Below are 19,520 nucleotides of genomic sequence, written 5' to 3' on the forward strand. Positions count from 1 at the left end.
TCGTTGCGGGCAGGTGATCCCCGATATGTGCGGCCGGCCCGCCGGTGCGCGCCTCGGCGGGTCCGAGCTGGTCGGCGGGTCGTGCGGCTGCCCGGATGTGCCGTTCTCCGCGTGCGATGTCCGCGTCGCACGACCCGAGTCATTTGTAGAGGTATCGGGTTACTTATCCCTTTCATCCGGCTTGCAGGGGCGGATCGTCACGCCTGCCGGGGCGGCGGGCCGGCCCACTGGTGGGCGCCTCCCCGGTGGACGGCGGCGTAGACGCGGTCGCGCAGCGCGTTCGCCTCCTGGTCGGACATCGTCCGGGCCGGGTCGCGCAACACGATGCGGAGCAGCACGTTCTTCTGGCCGGGCAGCGCCCCCAGGCGTTCCACCGCCGCGCGCGGCAGTTCCTCGACCGGGGTCTCGGCGACGACCCTGATCTCCTCGATGGCGTCGGCGTGCGCGCCCAGCGCGTCGCGGACCGCTCCGCCCAGCGTCTCGGCGTCGGCGTCGGCCGGCACGGCCACCGACAGGTCGCGGGAGATCGGCGGATGCTTGGACACCGCCCGGTAGGGCGACAGGTCCAGCATCTGGTCGGCGATGCGGGCGTCGGCGGAGGTCAGCAGGCGGATGTCGGGGATCCCCTTGCGCAGCATCAGCAGCCGGTCCAGTCCGAGGCCCATGGCGAGCCCGCTGACCGTGTGGTCCAGCCCCGCGTCCGTCAGGACCCGGCGCGCGGCCAGGCCGCACTCGGCGATCTCGATCCACTCCCCGCCGACCTGGACGTCGACCTGCCGGCCGTTCGAGGTGTAGGGGTGCGATGCCGGGACGGCCCGGTACGGCAGGCCGGGAAGCGCCACGGTCACGACGGCGGCGATCATCTCGTCGAGGTCGCCGGTGCCCATCGGTCGCCCCGTGACGACGCGCCAGAGGTCGAGCTGGTGCGGGGTCCCGGTGTGGAGGCGGTCGACGACGTCGCGCCGGTAGACCAGCCCCGGACAGGCCAGCAGGACGTCGTGCCAGCCGTACCGGCCGGTGGAGGTGGTCTGCCGGGCCAGCTCGCGGAGGGTGGGCGGGATGACGGCGCTGGTGTGGCTGCGCAGCATGCAGGTCTGGCTGGCGTAGCGGGTGTAGCGGGCGTCACGGGTGACGGCGTCCGGCGGGTAGCCGAGCCGTTCGTAGTTGTCCTCGACGGGCACGAGGGGGTGGGCCCGCACCACCCGGACGTCGTCGCGCCAGGCGGCCGCGAGGGCCCGGACGAGGGTGTCGACGACGAGCTGGACGGCGTGCGGCCCCTGGGCGGGGTCGCTCAGATCCCGGACGGTCAACGCGCGGGCGAGCTCGTCGGCGTGGAGGAGGCGGGGAGAGACGGCAGTGGACACGGGGACTCCGATCGGTTCGCAGCGGACGGGAGTTCTCCCCCGGCCGGCCCGCCGCCGGGCACCGCTGCGGCCGCCTTCGTCCTGTCAGGTCAGAGCACGTGTCCTGTCAGGGAGAGCACACCGATGCGCCCCGGCGGCCGGCATCGCCGGCCGGGGGCGGATAAATCGCCGCACTCTCGACATACCTCGCACCCTAGCAGTCAAGATCTCCGCGCGTCGTGACCGCACGGACTCAGTCGAGCAGACTTGCCGCCCTGAGGTCGTCGAAGATCAGCTGGTCGACGGGCGCGATCCGGTCGCGGTCGGCGTACGTCAGCCAGACGACCTCCTCGATCTCGCTGCCGGGCGTGAGCGTGCCGCGGTAGTCGCCGCTGTAGCAGGTCATGCGGACCAGCACGCCGTCGGGGTGTCCATGCGCCTGGGCCTCGTAAACGCCCAGGCCCGCGATGGTGTCGGGCTGGATCTCGACGGTGAGCTCCTCCTCGATCTCCCGCAGGAGCGTCTCGGTGTCGCTCTCGCCCTCTTCGCGCTTGCCGCCGGGAATGTAGTAGACGTCCTTGCCCCGGGAGCGTGTGCTGAGGATCCTGCCGCCTTCCAGCCGTACCCACGCCACCTTGTCGATGACCGTCGACATCGTGCTCCCTCCCGTGCCCTGAGCCGCTTCACCGCACCTTACCGACCGATGATCGTCGCAGGGGCGAAGCCGGACAGATCGGCCCTAGCCGAGCTTGACCTGGAGTGCGCTCCACGTCCCAGACTCCCGTACAGGAGCCCGGACGAGCGGGCCGTACCGGAGGAAGACCATGAAGTACCGCACCATCGGCACCGACCCGACGACCCGTCGCGAGGTGAGCGTCCTCGCCCTCGGCGCGATGCTCTTCGGCTCAGTGACCGACGAGCAGACCTCCTTCGCCGTCCTGGACCGCTACGTCGAGGCCGGCGGGACGTTCATCGACACCTCCGACAACTACGCCTTCTGGGTCGACGGCGGGCAGGGCGGGCAGAGCGAGGAGCTGCTGGGCCGGTGGCGGCGCAGCCGCGGCATCGGCGACGAGATCGTCATCGCCACGAAGCTGGGAGCGCGGCCACTCGCGCCCGGCACCAGCTACGTCGACAACGCCGAGGGGCTGTCGGCGAAGGTCATCAGGGAGTCGGCCGAGCGCAGCAGGGAACGCCTCGGCGTGGACCGGCTCGACCTGCTCTACGCGCACATCGAGGACCGCGCGGTCCCGCTGCGCGAGACGGTCGAGGGCTTCGCCGAGCTGGTGGCGGAGGGCACCGTGGGCCTGCTCGGCGTCAGCAACCACGCGATCTGGCGGGTGGAGCGGGCCCGCGCCATCGCGGCGGCGGCGGGACTGCCCGGCTACGAGGTCCTGCAGTACCAGCACAGCCACCTGCGCCCGCGCTTCGACGTACCCGAGTCGATCTTCGAGGACGGCAGCCTGGGCCACGCGGGAGCCGAGCTGCTGAGCTACCTGCGGGCCGAGCCCGGCCTGACCCTGGTCGCCTACTCGCCGCTGCTCGGCGGCGCCTACGTCAGGCGGGACAAGCCGCTGCCGCGCGACTACGACCACCCCGGGACGCCCGCCCGGCTCGCCGTCCTGCGCGAGGTCGCCGAGGAGACCGGGGCGACGGTGAACCAGGTGGTGCTGGCCTGGCAGATCGGCGGCGGCTTCCCGGTGATCCCGCTGGTGGGGGCGTCGTCGGTAGCCCAGCTGGACGAGAGCCTGGCCGCGGTCGACCTCGAGCTGACCGAGGACCAGCGCGTACGGCTGGACGCGGTCCACTAGACGTGGAGGGCGGGCGGCCGCGACCGTCCCAGGTCCGGCTGGTCCCGCGCCGGTGAAGGTCCGTGTACTGCGACAAAGATCTCCTAGCCACTTCCGCCGCCCGACGGGTATGACTTGTCCTATGGATAACCTTCTCGCCGGGCCGCCCCCGACTCACCTGCCGGACGTGCCCGAGGCCCGAGAGGCGCTGGAATCCGGCGCTAAGGCGTCCGACGTGGCGGCGCGCTACCCCGCCTACCCGGCGGCATGGGCCGCGCTCGCGGACGAGTACTTCGCCAACGGTCACGCCGTCACCTCCTACGCCTTCGCCCGCACCGGCTACCACCGTGGGCTCGACCAGCTGCGCCGTCACGGGTGGAAGGGGCACGGGCCGATCCCGTGGGAGCACGAGCCCAACCGCGGCTTCCTGCGCTGCCTGCATGCCCTGTCCAGGGCCGCCCAGGCGATCGGCGAGAAGGACGAGGCGGAGCGCTGCTCGCAGTTCCTGAAGGACAGCAGCGCCGAGGCCTACGACGCGCTCACCAAGAGTTAGCGCTTGGGACGTTTGGGCATACTCGGGTAGTCTCTCCACGCAAGAGCCCCTGTCGCGCTTGCGCCAGGGGTTTTCGTTTTGCTCGGGAGAGATACCATGCCGGCTGTCGTTGTCTTGGGCGCCCAGTGGGGCGATGAGGGCAAGGGAAAGGCCACCGACCTCCTCGGCGGTGCCGTCGACTACGTGGTCCGCTACCAGGGCGGTAACAACGCGGGGCACACGATCGTCATCGGCGACCAGAAGTACGCGCTGCATCTGGTGCCCACCGGCATCCTGTCGCCTGACGTGATCCCCGTGATCGGCAACGGCGTGGTGATCGATCCCGGCGTGCTGCTGTCCGAGCTGGACGCCCTGGCCGCGCGCGGCATCTCCGCCGAGCGCCTGCTGATCTCGGCGAACGCGCACCTGATCATGCCCCACCACAAGGCGCTCGACAAGGTGACCGAGCGCTACCTCGGCAAGGCAAGGATCGGCACGACCGGCCGCGGCATCGGCCCCGCCTACGGCGACAAGATCTACCGGATGGGCATCCGCGTGCAGGACCTGCTCGACCCGGGCATCCTCGCCAAGAAGATCGAGGTGGTCCTCGGCGAGAAGAACCAGGTGCTGACCAAGGTCTACAACCGGCGCGGCATCGACGCGCAGCAGGTGCTGGAGGAGTACCTCGGCTACGCGGAGCGGCTCAAGCCGCATATCGCCGACACCTCGCTGGTGCTGAAGAAGGCCCTGGACGAGGACAAGTTCGTGCTGCTGGAGGGCGGCCAGGGCACGCTGCTCGACATCGACCACGGCACCTACCCGTTCGTCACGTCGTCGTCGCCGACCAGCGGCGGGGCGTGCGCCGGCGCGGGCATCCCGCCGAACCGCCTCACGCGGGTGATCGGCATCCTGAAGGCGTACACGACCCGCGTCGGCTCGGGCCCGTTCCCGACGGAGCTGACCGACGAGGTGGGCGACTGGCTGCGCACGACGGGCGGCGAGTACGGCGTGACGACGGGGCGCAACCGCCGCTGCGGCTGGTTCGACGCGGTCATCGCCCGTTACGCCACCCGGATCAACGGCGTCACCGACTTCTTCCTCACCAAGCTGGACGTGCTGTCGGGCCTGGAGCGGATCCCGGTGTGCGTGGCCTACGACGTCGACGGGGTGCGCCACGACGAGATCCCGATGACGCAGACGGACTTCCACCACGCCAAGCCGATCTACGAGGAGTTCCCCGGCTGGCAGGAGGACATCTCCAAGGCCAGGTCGTTCGAGGACCTGCCGCCGAACGCCCAGGCGTACGTGCGGACGCTGGAGGAGCTGAGCGAGTCGCGCATCTCGGCGATCGGTGTCGGCCCCGGCCGCGACCAGACGATCGAGCTGCACTCCCTGGTCTGATCCCGGCCTCCGGTCCCCGCCGTCACGCCGTCCCGAAGGGGGCGGCCGACGATCCCGGCGTGACGGCGGGGCGGCGGCGGCGCTGGAGCGGCGTGATGGACGGGCGCCGGCCGGTGACCACGGTGGGCCTAACTATGCGATAGCCGTACAAGATAGAAAGAAGCCGAGAGAGCGGGACAAACAGCTACCGGCGTGGCTGTCGCGCCAAGGTGCCGGACGGGCGGTAGGGTCCCGGTGTGCATGCCGAAATTCACGGTCACCGGGGTGCGAGAGGTCTCTGGCCCGAGAACACCCTGCCCGGGTTGAGCCATGCCATGGAGCTGGGCGTCCACGCGCTCGAGCTCGATGTCGCGCTCACCGCCGACCGGCGCCTGGTGCTCACACACGACCTCACCGTCTCCGCGGTGACGAGCGCGGACACGCGGCCGCTGACCGCGCAGGACCCGCTGTTCCCCTACGTGGGCAAGCCGATCAACACCCTCACCCACGCCCAGCTGCGCATGCTGGACGTCGGCGTGCGGCTGCCCCGGCACCCCGACGACCCGTTCGCGCTCACCCAGAAGTCCATGCCGGACACGCGCATGCCGACGTTCGGCGCGGTGCTCGGGCTGGTGAACGCCTACGACGCCGCCACGGTGCGGCTGCACGTCGAGCTGAAGTCGGATCCGACCAGGCCCGAGCTGACGCCGGACCCGCTGGAGTTCACCGAGCTGGTGGTGGCCGAGCTCGACCGGCACGGCAGGCTCGGCAACGCGGCCGTCCTCAGCTTCGACTGGCGGATCATCGGGCACGCGGCCCGGCTCGCGCCCGAGACCCCGCGGTTCGCGCTGATCGAGCCCGACACCCTGCACTGGCACGACGACCTGGGCGACGACATCCCCGCCGCGGCGCGCGCCGCCGGTGGCACGGCGCTGTCGCCCGAGCACGTGATGGTGGACGAGACGCTGATGAGCCAGGCGGCGGCCGCCGGGCTGCCCGTCGTGGTGTGGACGGTGAACGACGCCAGGACGGCCGCGCGCCTGCTCGACCTGAACGTGGCGGGCGTCGTCACCGACTACCCGGACCGGATGCGCGCGTTGTGGGAGGAGCGCGGGCTCCCCCTCCCCCGCCCCGTCCGCCCCCTCAAGCCGGTGGGCGTCTGACCTTCGGCTCGGGCGCGATGCCCTCCGGCCGTTACGGCGGAGGGCACGCGCGGCGGTCAGAGCCAGCCGTTACGGCGGAAGCCGCGGTACAGCAGCGTGCAGGCCATGACCATGACGCCGATCACCACGGGGTACCCCCACGTCTGCCGGAGCTCCGGCATGACGTCGAAGTTCATCCCGTAGATGCCCGCGATCATCGTGGGCACGCTGATGATCGCCACCCAGGACGAGATCTTGCGCATGTCCTCGTTGGCGAGGGTGTTGGAGCGGGCGAGCGCCGCCTGCAGGATCGAGTTGGCGAGCTCGTTGCTCGACTCGACCTGCTCGCACACCCTGGCCAGGTGGTCGCTGACGTCGCGGAAGTACTCGCGCATCTCGCTCGGGATGACGCGGCGCTGGGGCAGGGTGGCCATCGGGGCCTGCAGCGGGGTGACGGCGCGCTTCATCTCCAGCATCTCGCGCTTGAGCTGGTAGATGCGGTTGATGTCGCGGGAGCTGACGTCGGCGAAGACGGTGGCCTCGACCTCCTCGAGCTCGAGCTGCATCAGGTCGGCGACCTGGAGGTAGCGGTCGACCACGTGGTCGGAGATGGCGTGCAGGACGCCGGTGGGGCCGCGGTTGATCAGCTTGGGCTTGTCCTCGAGCTTCTCGCGCACCTCCGACAGCGGGCAGTGGTGGCCGTGGCGCACGGTCACGACGAAGTCCGCGCCGAGGAAGACCATGATCTCGCCGGTGGCGATGATCTCGCTGGTCGCGGTCAGCTCGTCGTGGTCGAGGTAGGCGATCGTCTTCAGCACCATGAACAGGGAGTCGCCGTAGCGCTCGATCTTGGGCCGCTGGTGGGCCTTGACCGCGTCCTCCACCGAGAGGGGGTGCAGGCCGAACACCTCGGCCAGCCACTCGACCTCGGGCGCCTCTGGCTCGTGGAGGCCGACCCAGACGAACGCCTTGGGTCCGTCGCTGTCGAGGTTGTGCTGCCGGACGAGCTTGAGCGACTCGACGATGCCGTCAGCGTCGATCTTCTTGCCGTTGACGTAGGCGCCGTACTCGACGATGGAGTCAACGGGGGGAACGCAGGAAGCACCCAGCGGCTTGGCCAGCTGGCGCGCGGTGTGCACGGGCACGGGGTGACGGTTGATGCGACGGAAAATGGTGGACGAGCGCATGGCAGTCCCTTCCCGCCCGACCTGGCACGGTCCACGCAGGACGAAAGATCACCTCAATCTGGAGATGCGTGGAGGCACGATCAGGCTGCCGAATTGGAGTGGTCGGGGGTGCGCACGATGATCGTGCGCGGGCGAGTACTGCTCGGATCACCAGGATTCATCCCGGACCACCTCCAATCACACAAGACGCCGCAAAGCCGACCCAAACTACCACAGGCCGGTAACCCCCCACACCTTACTCGGGTCAGACCGGCTGATCGCGTAGAACGTCACAAAGATTCGTCCCGATTCCCGCACATCCGCTCCTGGACCACGTGGCCACGCCTTCGTCCGTCCCGTGGCGCGGACCGCCCCGGGGGCGCTTCTCGACGGTTGGGGGAGCGGTGTCCCCGCGGCGGCGAGAAGGCCACGCGAGTGTGAGGGGCGCGGTGCGAGCTGGGAGAATGAGCAGGTGCGCGTTCTTGTGATTGGATCCGGCGGGCGGGAACACGCCCTGTGCCGCTCGCTCAAACTCGACCCCCAGGTTTCCGAGCTCCACTGTGCGCCGGGCAACGCCGGCATCGCGGAGATCGCGACCCTGCACGACATCGTCCCCACCGACCCCCAGCAGGTCGCCGGGCTGGCCGAGAAGCTCGGCGCCGACCTGGTCGTCGTCGGGCCCGAGGCGCCGCTGGTGGCGGGCGTGGCCGACGCGGTCCGCGCGAGCGGGATCCCCTGCTTCGGCCCCGGACGCGAGGCGGCGATGATCGAGGGCTCCAAGGCCTTCGCCAAGGAGATCATGCAGGCCGCGGGCGTTCCCACGGCGCGGTCGCGCACCTGCGCGACGCGGGAGGAGGCCGAGGCGGCGCTCGCGGAGTTCGGCGCGCCGTACGTGGTCAAGGACGACGGGTTGGCGGCCGGCAAGGGCGTGGTCGTCACCGGCGACCACGCCGCGGCGCTGGAGCACGCGGAGGCGTGCGAGCGGGTGGTGATCGAGGAGTTCCTCGACGGCCCCGAGGTGTCGCTGTTCGCGCTGTGCGACGGCGCGACGGCCGTGGCGCTGCAGCCGGCCCAGGACTTCAAGCGCGCCTACGACGGCGACCAGGGCCCGAACACCGGCGGCATGGGCGCCTACACGCCGCTGCCGTGGGCGCCCGAGGGCCTGGCGGAGCAGGTGATGCGCGAGGTCGTGCACCCGACCGTGAGCGAGCTGGCGCGGCGGGGCCTGCCGTACAACGGGGTGCTCTACGTCGGGCTGGCGCTGACGTCGAAGGGGCCGAAGGTCGTCGAGTTCAACGCGCGCTTCGGCGACCCCGAGACGCAGGTCGTGCTCGACCGCCTGGAGACGCCGCTGGCCGGGGTGCTCATGGCGTGCGCGACGGGCACGCTGGCCGAGCAGCCGCCGCTGGCCTACCGCGCCGGCTCGGCGGTGGCCGTCGTCGTCGCGGCGGAGAACTACCCGGCCGACCCGGTGAAGGGCGACGTGATCACCGGCCTGGAGCCGACGGAGCACGCCTACGTCCTGCACGCCGGCACGGCGGTCAAGGACGGCCGGACGGTCTCCGCGGGCGGCAGGGTGCTGGCCGTGGTCGGCACGGGTCCCGACCAGCAGAGCGCCAGGAACAACGCCTACGAGCTGGTCGGCAGGGTCAGGCTGCGCGGCTCCCACCACAGGACGGACATCGCCCGATGAAACACCTGCACTCCGGCAAGGTTCGCGACCTCTACGAGACCGACGAGGGCCTGCTGCTGATGGTCGCCTCCGACCGGATCTCGGCCTTCGACCACGTGCTGCGCCCCGACATCCCCGACAAGGGGGCGATCCTCACGCAGCTGTCGCTGTGGTGGTTCGAGCAGCTCAAGGACATCGTCCCCCACCACCTGGCCGGTCCCGCGCCCGACACGCGCAGCATGGTGTGCAAGCCGCTGCGCATGGTGCCGGTCGAGTGCGTGGCGCGCGGGTATCTGGCGGGCGGGGGCCTGGCCGACTACCGCCGCGACGGCGCCGTCTCCGGCGTACGGCTGCCGCAGGGCCTGGAGGACGGCTCGCGGCTGCCCGAGCCGATCTTCACCCCGTCCACCAAGGCCCCGGTCGGCGAGCACGACGAGCCGATCTCCTTCGACGAGGTGGTGGCGCAGGTCGGTGAGGAGACGGCGCACGAGATCCGCAGGATCACGCTCGCCGTCTACGAGAGGGGCGCGGAGATCGCCCGCGAGCGCGGCATCATCCTCGCCGACACCAAGATCGAGCTCGGCTGGGACGCCGACGGGGTGCTGACGCTGGGCGACGAGGTCCTCACGCCCGACTCCTCCCGCTTCTGGCCGCTCGACGAGTGGCAGCCGGGCCGCGCGCAGCCCTCATTTGACAAGCAATATGTCCGTGATTGGCTAACTTCGCCGGAATCTGGATGGGACAAATCATCCAGTGAAGCGCCGCCGCCTCTTCCCGCCGAAGTGGTCGAGCGGACGCGCCGGCGCTATGTCGAGGCGTACGAACGCCTCACAGGACTCTCCTTTACCGGGTAGTCACGGGGCGAATCGGCCGGGTCACGCGTCCACAGCGGCTACTGTGGGCGCGGTCGAATCACTTTTACCCAGATCACTTTTACCGAGGGAGAGCGGAAGCGAATGGTCCGTTACCGCGTGCGCGGTGGCAACGCACTGCGAGGAACCGCGTTCATCCAGGGCGCGAAGAACGCCGTGCTGCCCATGATCGGCGCCGCCCTGCTCGCGGCCGAGGGCCGTACGGTCCTGCGCAACGTCCCGATCATCGAGGACGTGCGCCGGGCGGTCGAGCTCGCCCAGGCCGTCGGCGCGCACGTGGAGCTCCATGAGGCCGAGCGCACGCTGGTCATCGACGCCTCCAAGCTGACCAGCCCGATCCTGCCCGCCGAGATCGCCAGGCGCTTCCGCGGTTCGGTCCTGTTCACGCCCGCGCTGCTGCACCGGCTGGGTGAGGCCGTGGTCGAGGGCGTCGGCGGCTGCAACCTCGGCAGCCGCAACCTCGACTTCCACTACCTCGGCTACAAGCGCCTGGGCGCGATCGTCGACGAGAGCGAGACCGTCATCCACGTCAAGTCCTCCGGGCTGACGGGCGCGACCCTCTACCTCGACACCCCCTCCCACACCGGCACCGAGAACCTCATCATGGCCGCCGCGCTGGCCAGCGGCACGACCGTGATCGAGAACGCCGCGCTCGAGCCCGAGGTGCTCGACGTGATCGACATGCTCACCAAGATGGGCGCGAAGATCAGCGGCGGCGGCACCGGGTTCATCACCGTCGAGGGCGTCAGCGAGCTGCGCGCGGTCGAGCACACCGTGATGCCCGACCGGCTCGACGCGGGCGTGTTCGCCATGGCGGCGGTCATCACCGGTGGCGAGCTCAACCTCGTCGGCACCGGCCTCGACCTCGGCGTGGTCCGCTACAAGCTCGAGCAGATGGGTGTGGAGTTCGCCACCCAGGGCGCGGTGCTCAGCGTCCGCTGCCACCACAGCCCGCTGAAGCCGATCAACGTCATCACCGACACCTACCCCGGCTTCGCCACCGACCTGCAGTCGCCGATGATGACCGTGGCCTGCTTCGCCGACGGCATCAGCTACATCCACGAGCGCATCTTCGACGGCCGGTTCGCGCTGGCCGGCGAGCTCAACAAGATGGGCGCCGACGTCAGGGTCAAGGACAACGCCGCCACCGTCCACGGCCACACTCCGCTCACCGGCACGCGGGTGACGGCCCACGATCTCCGCTCGGGAATCGCGCTCGTTCTGGCCGGGCTCGCCGCCGAAGGCGAGACGGTCATCGAGTCGGGCTATCTGATCGATCGTGGCCATGCGCATCTGGCCGAGCGAATGCGGGCCTTGGGCGCGGATATTATCCGCGAAGTTTCTCCGGCCTGAGCTGCTGAAACTCATTCCAGAGTCGCTTTCTGGAAAATTTGGGCGTGACATTATGGCCCTCGCGAGCGATCGTTCCAAAAGAGAGCACTGCAATGGACGGCAGGATGGGACGAACATTGGTCGAGCGGACCGAAGAGCCTCACCGAGTATCACGCCCGGGCGCCATGACACCGGACCTCACTATCGGTGTGGTCGGACCTCACGATCTGGTCGAGCGCGTGATGCTGATGGGTCATGCCGCGGCACCCCTTCCCTGCCGCCTCGTGGCCGCCGCCTACCGCGACGAGCAGGAGGCGGCGGACAAGGTCACCAGGCTTGGACCGGGGGTGGACGCGTGTCTGTTCGCCAGCCCGGTTCCCTATGACCTGGCAAGGCGGTCAGGGGTGCTGACGATGCCCGCGACGTATGTCCAGCTCGGCGGCGCCGCGCTGGTCGCCGCGCTGGCGAAGGCGGCGATCGACCCGCGGCTCGACCCGCAACGGGTGAGCATCGACGTGGTGTCACGCGCCGACGTCGAGGAGGCCTACACCGATCTGGGCATCCCGGCGACGGACGTGCACAGCCGCGACGAGCCGGGCGCCACCGGCACGATCGCGGCCTACCACGAACGTCTGGCCCGGCAGGGCGCGACGACGGGAGCGCTGACATGCCTTCCCGCGGTCGCGGACCGGCTGCACACCGCGGGCGTGCCCGTGATCAGGATCAGACCCACATCGGCGGCCGTGCGGTCCGCGCTGCATACCGCGGCGCTGCTCGGCGCCCACCACAGATTGGAGGAGTCACAACTCACCGTCGTACTCGTCGAGGTACCGACACTGCGGGAGCCCGTGCGCCGCGCGGCGCCCCGCTACTGGCGCGACGAACTGCGCCTGTCACTGCACCGCCTACTGGTCCAGGAGGCCAACAGGATCAACGCCACCGTCTGGCCCATCGACGACCATAGCTACCTGATCATCGCCACCCGTGGCTCGATCGCGTCCGCGACCGACGGCTTCCGGGTGCTGCCGTTCGCCGCCAGAGTGCGCGACGAACTCGGCCTGGCGGTCGAGGTGGGCGTGGGCATGGGCCGTACGACACATGACGCGGAATCCCACGCCCGTGCGGCGCTCGCGCGCTCGCAGGCGGGCAAGCAGGCACAGGGGTTCGCGGTCGATCGCGAGGGGAGAGCACTGATCCCCGCGCCGAGGATGCCCCCTCAGGGCTCGACGCCGCTCAAGCCGAAAGGCGTCGAGGTGCTCGCCAGGCTGGCGGCGAAACTGGAGGGGGGCGACACCGTGGTGGACGCCGAAGGGGCGGGGAAGATGCTCGGAGTCACTCCGCGCACCGCTCGGCGGTTGCTGCGCACGCTGGTTGACGAGGGACTCGCGTGGCCGCTTCCGCCGAACCGCACGCCCCAGCCGGGCCGTCCGCGCCAGCTGTACCGGTTGATCGTGGAGAAGCTCGGCCCGCGCTGACGTCACCACCAGTCCGGTCCGCCGCCCCCCTTCCCCTTCTCGGGGCGGCGGACCCCTACCTTTTTCTGGGTTCCGTACGGCACGCCCGGCCCCGCGCCACCCCTGGCGCGGGGCCGGCGTCTGTCCAAGGGATACGCGTCACCGGGAGTGCGGGGCCGGGGTTTCCAACGGACGGCCATAATCGTCTGATCCGGCGGCGCATCCCCAGGGCAGCCGTGATCGCCCGCTCCCCTACGCCTCCCCAGGGCTTGCGCGGAGGGCCGGGATCGCCTGCTCCGGCGGCGCATCCCCCGGGCTTGCGTGGGCGGCGCTGATCGCCTGGTCCGGCGGGCGTCCCGCCGGTGGGGGTGCCGTACACCGTCACATGGCCACTCGTTATTGTCAGTAGCTATGACACAGAACACCACTGACAAGCGGCTGCTCATCTGGGTGGCCCTGGGCATCGTCTACGTGGTGTGGGGGTCTACCTACCTCGGCATCGCCGTCGCCGTCGAGACAATCCCGCCCATGCTCAGCGGGGCCATGCGGTTCATCACGGCGGGCATCCTGCTGGGCGGGTTCCTGCTGGCCAAGAACGGGACCGCGGCGTTCAGGATGACCCGCAGGGAGTTGGCCGGCGCGGCGCTGGCGGGGTTGCTGCTGCTGACACTCGGCAACGGCCTGCTCGCCGTCGCCGAACAGCACATCTCCACCGGCCTGGCGGCGCTGCTCGTGGCCTCCGTGCCGCTGTGGCTGGTGATGTTCCGGTTCCTGGTCAGGGACCGGCCACAGGTGCTCACCCTGACGGGCGTGCTGATCGGCCTCGTCGGCGTGGCGGCGCTGTCGCTCACCGGCGGGCACGGCGCGAACTCGACGACCGGCACCATCATCGTGCTGATCGGATCACTGTCGTGGGCGGTGGGGTCGTTCCTGTCGAGCCGCATCTCGATGCCGGCCAACCCGTTCGCCGCCAGCACGGTCGAGATGATCGTCGGCGGCCTCGGACTCGCGGTGCTCGGCACCGGGCTCGGTGAGCGGACGGACCTGGCGGCGATCTCCGGCCGGTCGTGGGTGGGGCTGGCGTACCTGATCCTGGTGGGCTCGCTGGTCGGATTCACCTCGTTCGTCTGGCTGCTGGGGAACGCGCCGATCTCGCTGGTGGCGACCTACGCGTACGTCAATCCCGCGGTGGCCGTCGCGCTCGGCGCGCTGGTGCTGGGCGAGCCGGTGACGCCGCGGATCCTCGGCGGCGGTCTCGTCATCCTGATCGGCGTCGCGCTGGTGATCTCAACCGAGCGGAAGCGACCGCAGAGCGTCGGCGAACGCGTCGACGATGGGGCCGACGTCCGCCTCGGTGTGAGCGGTGGCCAGGAACCATAGGCCACGCGGCACCAGACGCTCCATGAGCTGCCTGCCACGCGGCACGAGACCCTCCGCCTGGAGTGACCACGCGAACCCGGGCCGCCTCCCGGCGGGACGGCCCGGACGGTCCCGTCAGGACTGGCGGAAGTCGGCCGCCGCCCGCAGGAAGGCGTCGTTGGCCTCGGGGGTGCCGATCGACACGCGCGCCCCCTCACCGGGGAACGGCCGCACCGCCACACCCTCGACCGCGCACGCCGCCGCGAAGTCCGTGGTGCGCTCGCCGAGGCGCAGCCACACGAAGTTGGCCTCCGTCGGCGGCACCGTCCAGCCCTGCGCGACGAGCGCCTCGCGGACCCTGGTGCGCTCCTTGACCACGAAGTCGACCCTGTCGAGCAGTTCCTTCTCGGCCTGCGTCTCCAGCGAGGCGATGGCCGCCAGCTGCGCCAGGTGGTTGACCGCGAACGGGACGATCGTCTTGCGGACGGCCGCGGCCACGGGCTCGTGCCCGATCAGGTAGCCCACGCGCAGCCCCGCCAGGCCGTACGCCTTGGAGAAGGTACGCAGGACGCACACGTTGGGCCGGTCGCGGTAGAGGGTGAGCCCGTCGGGGACGTCGGCGTCGCGGACGTACTCGCGGTAGGCCTCGTCCAGCACCACCAGCACGTCGGAGGGGACCTTGTCGAGGAACGCCTCGAGCTCGGCGCGCCGGATGGAGGTGCCGGTCGGGTTGTTCGGGTTGCAGACGAAGATCATGGAGGTGCGGTCGGTGACGGCCGCCGCCATGGCGTCCAGGTCGTGGTCCTCGCCGGCCAGCGGCACCCGGACGGAGGTCACCCCGGCCAGGTCCGCCAGTAGCGGGTACGCCTCGAAGGAGCGCCAGGCGTAGATCACCTCGACGCCCGGCTCGCCGAACGTCTCGAACAGCTGCTGGGCCACGGTGACCGAGCCCGCGCCGAGCGCCACATGCTCGGCCGGCACCCCGTACCTGGCCGCGATCATCTCGGTGAGCTTGACCGCGCCAGGATCGGGGTAGCGGTTGATCTGCCTCGCGCCCTCGGCGATCGCCTCGACGACCGACGGCAGCGGATCGTAGGGCGACTCGTTGGAGGAGAGCTTGTACGACCTGCCGTCGGCACTCACCACGGCCCTGCCCGCCTTGTACGGGGGCATAGTGTCAAGAATCGCACGGAATCGAGGCATGGCCTCATGTTAGTCGGCGGGAACGGCAGGCTTCTCGCTGGTCCACCCGGTCGACTTGACGATCGTGACAGAGGTCTTCGCCTGCAGCGGCTTGCCGTCCACGGTGGTGTTCAGCGCGGACGACAGCAGCGTGAAGGTCGTGGGGTCGATGATGTGATACTGCTCGGCCGTGAACCTGCCGGAGTCCTCCATCTCCGTGTCGAACCTGCGCCCGCCCCTGCCCAGGGGGTCCTTCGCCGGGCCGAGGTCCTTGACGCCGGGCTGGCTCCTGAACGCCGTGTAGGCGGCCGCCCTGACCTCCTTGGACACGGGCACCTCGTGCATGAGGGTGAGCAGTGCCCCGGTGACGTGCCGTTCCACGTACTGGGCGGGCGGCGGCTCCTCGTCGTCGAGGACCAGCGCGCGCAGCTTCTCCTTAGCGCGGCCGGCTCGGCGGGCAGGTCCCGCAGCGTCTGGTAGGTCGCCGGGCCCGCCAGCGGGAAGCCGGGCCTTCCCTTGATCCTGACGAGCCGTCCCTCGGCCGGATTCGTGGAGTAGGCGAACCGATGCCGTACAGCCAGGCCCGCACGACCCCGCGCGCCGGATCGAAGGCGTGTCGTTTCCTGAACGCGACGAGGAACCCTCGGCCGCCAGGTCGTCGGCCGCCTCGGCGCCGAGCCGCGCGGCGACGTACGCCGGGGGCGCGACTACTCCTTGAGCGAGCGCAGCATCGGCGGGTGGAGCAGTTCGGCCGGCCCGCGGCGGTAGAGCTTGGCGGGACGGCCGCCGTCGCGGGTGGTGGTCCCGCCCGTCTCGACGAGGAACCCCTCGGCCTTGGTCACCTTGCGGTGGAAGTTGCGCGGGTCGAGCGGGCGCCCCCAGACGATCTCGTAGACGCGCCGCAGGTCGGCCACCGTGAACTCGGGCGGGCAGAAGGCCGCGCCGAGCGAGGTGTACTCCAGCTTGGCGCGCGCCCGCTCGATGCCGTCGAGCATGATGCGCCGGTGGTCGAAGGCCATGACGTTCAGCTCGGAGACGGGCACCCACGCCATGTGCGCCTTCTCCGAGGCGGGCAGGTCGGGAGCCAGCCCCAGGTAGGCCACGGACAGGACGCGCTGGCGCGGGTCGCGGTCGGGGTAGCCGTAGGTCTGCAGCTGCTCCAGGTGGACGGGCGCGCCGGGCAGGCCCGCGCGTTCGGCCAGGATGCGGCGGGCGGCGTCGGGCAGGTCCTCGTCGAGTTGGATGAAGCCGCCGGACAGCGACCATCGGCGCAGGAACGGCGGGTTGTCACGGCGCCACAGCAGAGCCGAGAGCGCCTGACAACGGACAGTGAGGACGACGAGGTCCACGCTGACCGGAACGGTGGGGACCATGCCAGGCACGTTACACGCTGACGCGCACGTGCAACGGCTCGGTGGCCTCCAGGCCCGCCGGTGAGCGCACCCCGACCTTGACCCAGACGCCGAGGGGCACCTGCGACCAGTCGAAGGGCACCCAGGCGACCACGATGCGGTCGGCCATGGCCTCGTTGGGCGCGTCGGTCGCGGAGATCAGCAGCTCGGCCGACCCGCCCGGCCAGGTCATCGTGATCGTGCCGCCCGGCTCCAGGTTGTAGCCGCGGACCTCGATGCCGTCCTCCTCGTTCGGCGAGGTCCTGACCGCGTCGACCGCGATGGGCCGCCGGTGGTCGGCCGTGACCTGCTCCTTGAGCGGGGAGTCGCCGCAGGTGAAGAAGTCGCTCCACATGTAGGAGACGACCTTCTGCACGTACCTGCCGGTCATCGCGACCGCCGCGTCGAGGCGCTTCTTGTCGGTCGCGCCGCGGGTGCCCTGCGGCTGGCACGGGGTGACGGCCGAGGGCTCGAACGACTCGACGTTCGCCCACAGGTCGACCTCGAAGCCCTCCTCGACGAGTTGCTCGCGGGCGAGGGCCATCTCACGGTAGTAGTCGCGGGTCGAGCCGTGGTAGGCGGTGTCGTAGGTGGTCTCCCCGACGACCGGGCGCAGGCGCGGGTCGACCTCCTCGTACCGCTGGTCGGGCCAGAACAGGCCGACCTTGCCGGTGCCCCTGCTGTCCTGGGGGGCGATGATGCCGACGCCCGACTTGGCCAGCGCCTTGAAGCCCTCGGCGACCTGCTTCGGCGTCTGGCCGAACCCCACCCGCTTGCGGGCGTCCATGTAGGGGCTGACCAGGATCGGCTTGCCGGGCAGTTCCTGCTCGATGATGACGTGCTGCTCGGAGTAGACCTGCAGGGTCGGGTTGGTGGCCATGGTGGCGCCCATCTGCAGCTCGAAGGGCTGGTAGAAGCCGCCGAGCGAGGCCCTGTCCTTGAAGCGGTCGCCGTAGTCCTGCAGGATCCTGCGGGTCAGCGTGACGAGCACGGGCATGTGCTTCTGGCTGGCCCTGGTCGCCACGTCCGAGTCGCGCGGCGCCATCGGCAGCGAGGGGAAGACCTGGATGCCGAACGTCTCGCCGAGGTCGAGCAGCTCCTCGAGGCTGTCCTTCTTCGCGCCGGCGATCAGGATCAGGTCGTAGGAGCGTCCCGTCTTGGTGAAGTCGCAGGTGGCGTCGTCGGAGCCGTCGGGCGCGGCGACGAGCCGGTAGTAGACCCGCTTGTGGCTCTCGATGGCGCGTTCCATCTGGGGGCAGCGGAACAGGCCCGGGCCGAACGCCTCGTCGGTCCGGTACACGAAGGTGCGGCCGATCCTGTTGCCGGGGTTGGCCCGCCTGAGGTCGTCCTCCGCCTCGGTCCAGCACCCCTCGCAGTCGGTGTAGCGCGGGTCGACCTCGCCGTCCCTGGTCAGGATCTGGCCGTCCCTGACCGGCCGGTACTGCAGGCCGTACCCGATCCTGATGACGGTGTCGCCGCCGGCGGCGTGGATCTCCTCCATCTGGTGCCGCCACGTGCACGGGTTGCTCGACGGGGTGATCCAGTAGCCGGTGATCGCGTACGGCTTGACGTCCTGCAGGTCGAAGGTGCCGCAGGAGTCCCTGAACTGCTTGGCGGTCGGCTGCGGCAACGCCTTCTTGGACGCGGAGGGCGCGGCCGAGGCCCGGGTGTCGCCCGCGGTCGGCTCCTTGTCGGGAAGGACCATGACCACCGCCGCGATGGCGGCCAGGATCGCGGCACCCAGAAGCACAGTGAGCCAGCGCACGTTCAGGAACCTACCGCCCTCGTGATCAGCAGGGGATAAACGCTACTTCTTGACGCCGGCCCAGGACTCCAGTTGGGCGACGAACCTGCGTGCCGAGTTCGGCCAGTGGTGGTTGGCGCGGGCCGCGGCGTAACCGCGGGCCCCCATCGCGTGCCGTTCGCGCTGGTCGTCCCTGAGTGACAGGACGGCCTGCGCCACGGCCTTGGGGTCCTCCCACGGCACGACCACGCCGCTGGAGTACCGCTCGACCAGCTCCACCGCGCGCGGCGAGGGAGTCGTTATCACGGGGATCCCGTGCGCCATGTACTCCACGATCTTCGTGGGCATGGAGTGGCGGTAGTTGGGCTCGTCGTGCAGGAGCGACAGCCCGGCCAGCGCGCCGTCGAGCCGCTTCAGCGCCTCGTCGTTCGGCATGAAGTCACGCCACTCCAGCACGCCGTCGGCCACCGCCTGGTTGAGCGCGGGCCGCGACTGCGGGTCGGCGTAGCCGATCAGTTCGACCGCCACCTTGTACGGCTGCAGCAGGCGACCGACCTCGATCGCCTCCTGGACGCCACGCGCCCTGGACAGCCAGCCGAGGTAGACGACCCTGTCGTCGCCGGGCGGCGTCACGTCGTCGGGCACCCACGTCTCGTTGGGGACGATGAGGTGGGCGTGCTTGAACCTGCCCGCGTAGGCGGTCTCCGCCAGCAGCAGGTGCAGTCCCCGCTCGGCGGTGCCCTCCAGCAGGCGGGCCAGGAAGCGCACCGGCGGACGCAGGAACGACGGCAGCCAGGGCTTCAGCGACAGCGTGGCCGGGGTGTCCTCGTGCACGTCCCAGACCACGGGCGGCCTGCGGCGCATGCCCCAGACCGAGAACAGCAGCTCGGGGTCGTGGATGAGGACGAGGTCGACCTTGTCACGCAGGCGCTTGAACGCCCTTCGCGCCTCCCACACGGCCCGGACGCGCTTGCGCTGGGCCGCCCTGGGCAGGTCGATGGCGTTCACCCACGGTCTGGCGACCACGCCGTGGGCGGAGAAGGACGCCGCGTACGTGACCTCATGACCGGCATCCACGAGAGCGCGGATCTGCCGGTGCAGGATCCGGGCGTCCTCGGGGTTATGCACCACCGTCATGACGAGCACGTGCACTGCGCGCAG

General features: G+C 70.5%; 17 protein-coding genes. 9 read left to right on the forward strand and 8 right to left on the reverse strand.

Features of this window, described 5'->3' with window-relative positions; all coding sequences use genetic code 11:
* Positions 1-197 precede the first annotated feature (197 nt).
* Positions 198-1,364, reverse strand: a complete 1,167-nt coding sequence (srmL, locus tag ACWENQ_RS06020; protein WP_452413026.1) for a PheS-related mystery ligase SrmL — start codon at positions 1,362-1,364, stop codon at positions 198-200.
* A gap of 232 nt (positions 1,365-1,596) precedes the next feature.
* On the reverse strand, positions 1,597-1,998 hold the full coding sequence (locus tag ACWENQ_RS06025; RefSeq protein ID WP_449915591.1) for an NUDIX hydrolase: 402 nt from the start codon (positions 1,996-1,998) through the stop codon (positions 1,597-1,599).
* Between the two features lie 169 nt (positions 1,999-2,167).
* Between ACWENQ_RS06025 and ACWENQ_RS06030 the strand changes: the two genes are divergently transcribed.
* The 4 genes from ACWENQ_RS06030 to ACWENQ_RS06045 all read left to right on the forward strand — a co-directional run bounded on the left by ACWENQ_RS06030 (position 2,168) and on the right by ACWENQ_RS06045 (position 6,208).
* On the forward strand, positions 2,168-3,154 hold the full coding sequence (locus ACWENQ_RS06030) for an aldo/keto reductase (RefSeq protein ID WP_452413027.1): 987 nt from the start codon (positions 2,168-2,170) through the stop codon (positions 3,152-3,154).
* 121 nt (positions 3,155-3,275) lie between these two features.
* Positions 3,276-3,686 carry a DUF3151 domain-containing protein gene (locus ACWENQ_RS06035; protein WP_452413028.1) on the forward strand — a complete coding sequence of 137 codons (411 nt, stop codon included), beginning with the start codon at positions 3,276-3,278 and terminating at the stop codon, positions 3,684-3,686.
* Between the two features lie 96 nt (positions 3,687-3,782).
* Positions 3,783-5,066: an adenylosuccinate synthase gene (locus tag ACWENQ_RS06040; protein ID WP_354920346.1), complete on the forward strand. Its 1,284-nt coding sequence runs from the start codon at positions 3,783-3,785 to the stop codon at positions 5,064-5,066.
* A 236-nt stretch (positions 5,067-5,302) separates the two neighbouring features.
* On the forward strand, positions 5,303-6,208 hold the full coding sequence (locus ACWENQ_RS06045; RefSeq protein ID WP_452413029.1) for a glycerophosphodiester phosphodiesterase family protein: 906 nt from the start codon (positions 5,303-5,305) through the stop codon (positions 6,206-6,208).
* Positions 6,209-6,264: 56 nt separating this feature from the next.
* On the opposite strand, the gene corA is transcribed toward ACWENQ_RS06045, so the two are convergent.
* On the reverse strand, positions 6,265-7,332 hold the full coding sequence (gene corA, locus ACWENQ_RS06050) for a magnesium/cobalt transporter CorA (RefSeq protein ID WP_449915598.1): 1,068 nt from the start codon (positions 7,330-7,332) through the stop codon (positions 6,265-6,267).
* Positions 7,333-7,825: 493 nt separating this feature from the next.
* Between corA and purD the strand changes: the two genes are divergently transcribed.
* The 5 genes from purD (at position 7,826) to ACWENQ_RS06075 (ending at position 14,063) form a co-directional block, all read left to right on the forward strand.
* Positions 7,826-9,046, forward strand: a complete 1,221-nt coding sequence (gene purD / locus ACWENQ_RS06055) for a phosphoribosylamine--glycine ligase (protein WP_452413030.1) — start codon at positions 7,826-7,828, stop codon at positions 9,044-9,046.
* Positions 9,043-9,879: a phosphoribosylaminoimidazolesuccinocarboxamide synthase gene (locus ACWENQ_RS06060; RefSeq protein ID WP_354920358.1), complete on the forward strand. Its 837-nt coding sequence runs from the start codon at positions 9,043-9,045 to the stop codon at positions 9,877-9,879. Before purD ends, ACWENQ_RS06060 begins: the two co-directional genes overlap by 4 nt.
* Before the next feature lie 102 nt (positions 9,880-9,981).
* On the forward strand, positions 9,982-11,250 hold the full coding sequence (gene murA, locus ACWENQ_RS06065; protein WP_354920361.1) for a UDP-N-acetylglucosamine 1-carboxyvinyltransferase: 1,269 nt from the start codon (positions 9,982-9,984) through the stop codon (positions 11,248-11,250).
* A 164-nt stretch (positions 11,251-11,414) separates the two neighbouring features.
* The gene (locus ACWENQ_RS06070) at positions 11,415-12,704 is read left to right on the forward strand and encodes a transcriptional regulator (protein WP_354920364.1); all 1,290 of its coding nucleotides are present in this window, start codon (positions 11,415-11,417) and stop codon (positions 12,702-12,704) included.
* 390 nt (positions 12,705-13,094) lie between these two features.
* On the forward strand, positions 13,095-14,063 hold the full coding sequence (locus ACWENQ_RS06075; RefSeq protein WP_452413031.1) for an EamA family transporter: 969 nt from the start codon (positions 13,095-13,097) through the stop codon (positions 14,061-14,063).
* A gap of 114 nt (positions 14,064-14,177) precedes the next feature.
* On the opposite strand, the gene hisC is transcribed toward ACWENQ_RS06075, so the two are convergent.
* The 5 genes from hisC to ACWENQ_RS06100 form a co-directional block, all read right to left on the reverse strand.
* Positions 14,178-15,245 carry a histidinol-phosphate transaminase gene (gene hisC, locus ACWENQ_RS06080; RefSeq protein ID WP_449915604.1) on the reverse strand — a complete coding sequence of 356 codons (1,068 nt, stop codon included), beginning with the start codon at positions 15,243-15,245 and terminating at the stop codon, positions 14,178-14,180.
* Positions 15,246-15,254: 9 nt separating this feature from the next.
* A complete protein-coding gene (locus tag ACWENQ_RS06085; RefSeq protein WP_452413032.1) occupies positions 15,255-15,605 on the reverse strand; it encodes a hypothetical protein in 351 nt (116 codons plus the stop codon).
* Positions 15,606-15,931: 326 nt separating this feature from the next.
* Entirely contained in the window at positions 15,932-16,597 is a 666-nt protein-coding gene (locus ACWENQ_RS06090; protein ID WP_354920373.1) for an NUDIX hydrolase, read from the reverse strand.
* A gap of 10 nt (positions 16,598-16,607) precedes the next feature.
* Positions 16,608-18,380, reverse strand: coding sequence for a DUF4434 domain-containing protein (locus tag ACWENQ_RS06095; protein WP_452413033.1), 1,773 nt, complete (start codon positions 18,378-18,380; stop codon positions 16,608-16,610).
* 42 nt (positions 18,381-18,422) lie between these two features.
* A complete protein-coding gene (locus tag ACWENQ_RS06100) occupies positions 18,423-19,511 on the reverse strand; it encodes a glycosyltransferase (protein ID WP_354920379.1) in 1,089 nt (362 codons plus the stop codon).
* Positions 19,512-19,520: the final 9 nt, after the last annotated feature.

The sequence above is a fragment of the Nonomuraea sp. NPDC004354 genome, from assembly GCF_053602555.1.

What these genes read in the sequence shown, in the direction of transcription:
- ACWENQ_RS06025 (WP_449915591.1), bottom strand. Translation starts at nt 1,998, where the DNA reads ATGTCGACGGTCATCGACAAGGTGGCGTGGGTACGGCTGGAAGGCGGC.
- ACWENQ_RS06030 (WP_452413027.1), top strand. Translation starts at nt 2,168, where the DNA reads ATGAAGTACCGCACCATCGGCACCGACCCGACGACCCGTCGCGAGGTG.
- ACWENQ_RS06035 (WP_452413028.1), top strand. Translation starts at nt 3,276, where the DNA reads ATGGATAACCTTCTCGCCGGGCCGCCCCCGACTCACCTGCCGGACGTG.
- ACWENQ_RS06040 (WP_354920346.1), top strand. Translation starts at nt 3,783, where the DNA reads ATGCCGGCTGTCGTTGTCTTGGGCGCCCAGTGGGGCGATGAGGGCAAG.
- ACWENQ_RS06060 (WP_354920358.1), top strand. Translation starts at nt 9,043, where the DNA reads ATGAAACACCTGCACTCCGGCAAGGTTCGCGACCTCTACGAGACCGAC.
- murA (WP_354920361.1), top strand. Translation starts at nt 9,982, where the DNA reads ATGGTCCGTTACCGCGTGCGCGGTGGCAACGCACTGCGAGGAACCGCG.
- ACWENQ_RS06070 (WP_354920364.1), top strand. Translation starts at nt 11,415, where the DNA reads ATGACACCGGACCTCACTATCGGTGTGGTCGGACCTCACGATCTGGTC.
- ACWENQ_RS06075 (WP_452413031.1), top strand. Translation starts at nt 13,095, where the DNA reads ATGACACAGAACACCACTGACAAGCGGCTGCTCATCTGGGTGGCCCTG.
- hisC (WP_449915604.1), bottom strand. Translation starts at nt 15,245, where the DNA reads ATGCCTCGATTCCGTGCGATTCTTGACACTATGCCCCCGTACAAGGCG.
- ACWENQ_RS06090 (WP_354920373.1), bottom strand. Translation starts at nt 16,597, where the DNA reads ATGGTCCCCACCGTTCCGGTCAGCGTGGACCTCGTCGTCCTCACTGTC.